The sequence below is a fragment of the Cedecea sp. B1(4) genome (assembly GCF_059414925.1).
Genome location: NZ_JCAHMZ010000028.1, coordinates 1 through 256, shown reverse-complemented (window position 1 = coordinate 256; position 256 = coordinate 1). Strand labels below are relative to the sequence as shown.

1 protein-coding gene is annotated in these 256 nt (G+C 50.8%); it reads left to right on the top strand.

All coding sequences use genetic code 11. The annotated features are described in order from the left end of the window. A partial coding sequence (locus ACR6JA_RS22010) for a GTP-binding protein (protein ID WP_494599497.1) occupies positions 1 to 256 on the top strand: 256 nt, incomplete at both ends.

Sequence of the window (256 nt, the reverse complement as noted above, 5' to 3'; positions counted from 1 at the left end):
TCATCGTGTTCCTGAACAAATGTGACATGGTTGATGACGAAGAGCTGCTGGAACTGGTTGAAATGGAAGTGCGTGAACTTCTGTCTCAGTACGACTTCCCAGGCGATGACACTCCAATCATCCGTGGTTCTGCTCTGAAAGCGCTGGAAGGCGAAGCAGAGTGGGAAGCTAAAATCGTTGAACTGGCTGGCTTCCTGGATTCTTACATCCCAGAACCAGTACGTGCAATCGACCTGCCGTTCCTGCTGCCAATCGA